The following is a 2,076-nucleotide window of genomic DNA, read 5'->3' on the forward strand; positions in this document are numbered from 1 at the left end:
CGCGCGATCCCTGCCGGGTTCCGGGCTCGGACTTGCGATCGTCCGGCAGATCGCCGAGACGCACGGCGGCGGCGTGGCCGCCGAACCGCTGCCGCAGGGCGTACGACTGCGGCTGTGGCTGCCACCGGTGAGCCTGGCGGCGGAGCAGCTGGACGGGCCGACAGCCCCGCAGGCAGGTTGACAGCGCGTACACGATCCGTACCTCAGCGTTCGCATTTTCTTCACCCGGCCCACCGCAGGTCAGCCCCTGGCTCACACAGCTTGTCGGCATGCCCTCCGGAGCCGTGTGCGCAGGTTCGAATCCTGCCGGGGGCACTCGCCAGTCAGCCAGCAAAAATCTGCTCTGCCCAGGGCGAATGCCGACATGAGAGAGCGGGATTCAGTCTCACTGACTCCCGCCCTCTCTCGTTGTCTCTCGGTGTTCGCGACACACCTCCGACACACTCAGATGACGGGCCTTCCCCCGTGAAGGTGGGCACGCGGTTATTGATCACGCGGCGAGCGTGAGTTTAGCGGTGTGGTGTCGGTGTTCGTATTCGTTGGGGCTGAGGTGGCCGTTGGCGGAGTGCCGGCGGCGGCTGTTGTAGCGGGTCAGCCAGGCGAAGACGGTCCTGCGGCAGGTGTCGGAGTCGCCGTAGTCGTGGGCGCCCTGGAGGGTCTCGCGTTTCAGGGAGGCGTGGAAGCTTTCGCAGGCCGCGTTGTCGGCGCTGGTGCCGACCGCGCCCATCGACCGTGTGACCCCGAGTTGGTCGCAGAGGCCGGCGAAGGCCCGGGATCCGTATTGCGCTCCGTGGTCGGAGTGGAACACGGCGCCGTCCAGGCGGCCACGGGTCGTGGCTGCCATCCGCAGTGCGTCGGCGACCAGGCCGGTGCGCATGTGGTCGGCGATGGACCAGCCGACGACCTTGCGGCTGAAGCAGTCCAGCACGGTCGCGAGATAGAGGAACTCCCCGCCTGCGAGCGGGAGATACGTGATGTCGCCCATGTATTTGCGCCCCGGCTCGGTAGCGGTGAAGTCCCGCTGGAACAGGTCCGGGACCGGTGAGGCTGCCGGGTCCGGGACGGTGGTGCGCACGCGTCTGCGCAGGCGGATGCCGGTGATGGAGAACGTCCGCATGATCCGGGCGATCCGCTTCTCGTTGACCCGCCGCCCTTTCTCGCGGAGCTCGGCCGTCACTCGCGGGGAGCCGTAAGCGCCGCCGGACTCGCCGTGGACCTCGCGGATCTCCTCGGCCAGGATCCGGTCCTCCCGCTGCCGGGTGGCCCGGGCCTCGGCGCCGGCGAGCCACTTGTAGTAGCTGGACCGGTTCACGTCCAGGACTTGGCAGAGCCGCTTCACCTCGTAGGTGTTCCGATGGTCGTCAACGAACTGGAAGCGGCTCCTCACCAGTTCGTCTCTCCGGCGAAATACTTGGCCGCCTTGCGGAGGATGTCCCGCTCGGTGGCGAGCTTGCGCTCACTTGCCTCGAGCTCGGCCACCCGGGCCTCCAACTGCCGCACCCGCTCGTCCGGATCAGCGGACGGCACCGCCTCCCGAGGCTGGGCACCCGGCTTCGCAATCGCGGCGGTGATGCCACGGCGTTCGCGGTCCCGCAGCACCCACTCACGCAGGGTCGCCCGGTTGACGCCCAGGTCAGCAGCGATGCTCTTGTAGATCGCCCCGGGTGTGGACTCGTACAGGGCCACGGCATCGGCCTTGAACTCGTCCGAGTAGTCCTTCATCGCCATCGGCGGTCTTCTCGCTTCCTCCGGATCAAGCAGATCCAGTATCAGCGTGTCCACCACTCAGGGGGAGGCCCCCGAGGTCCGCGAGGCGCGGGCATACCAGACTCCGCTCCGACCTGGCGCTGGACCGGATCTCATAGAGGCACAAGAGCGAGGCGCCATGCGGGTGCCCGATCTCCTGTACCGCCTAGCCGGGATACGCGTTGGGGTGGGGTTCTTGTCGCCAGCTGCCAGCGCTGCGGCGGGCCCGCTAGGACCCTTCCGTGAACTACTGCGACCGCTGAGCCGCGGGGCGTCCTCGTCCGCCCTTGATAGCTGCCCCTACTCATACGGCAACATCGTGCGACAAAC

Annotated in this window: 2 protein-coding genes; one reads left to right on the top strand and one right to left on the bottom strand. The window is 68.0% G+C overall.

Translation table 11 applies throughout. The features are described from left to right. On the top strand, positions 1–181 hold a 181-nt coding region (locus tag AB0I77_RS53380), incomplete at its 5' end, for a sensor histidine kinase (RefSeq protein WP_363290302.1). A gap of 309 nt (positions 182–490) precedes the next feature. On the opposite strand, the gene AB0I77_RS53385 is transcribed toward AB0I77_RS53380, so the two are convergent. Then, positions 491–1,728 (bottom strand): IS3 family transposase gene (locus AB0I77_RS53385; RefSeq protein ID WP_363290303.1). Its coding sequence is split into 2 segments (ribosomal slippage): positions 491–1,402 and positions 1,405–1,728, totalling 1,236 coding nucleotides; the frame shifts between segments, so codons are not numbered across the junction. Positions 1,729–2,076: the final 348 nt, after the last annotated feature.

The sequence above is a fragment of the Streptomyces sp. NPDC050619 genome (assembly GCF_040654815.1).
In the GTDB taxonomy this organism is placed as follows: domain Bacteria; phylum Actinomycetota; class Actinomycetes; order Streptomycetales; family Streptomycetaceae; genus Streptomyces.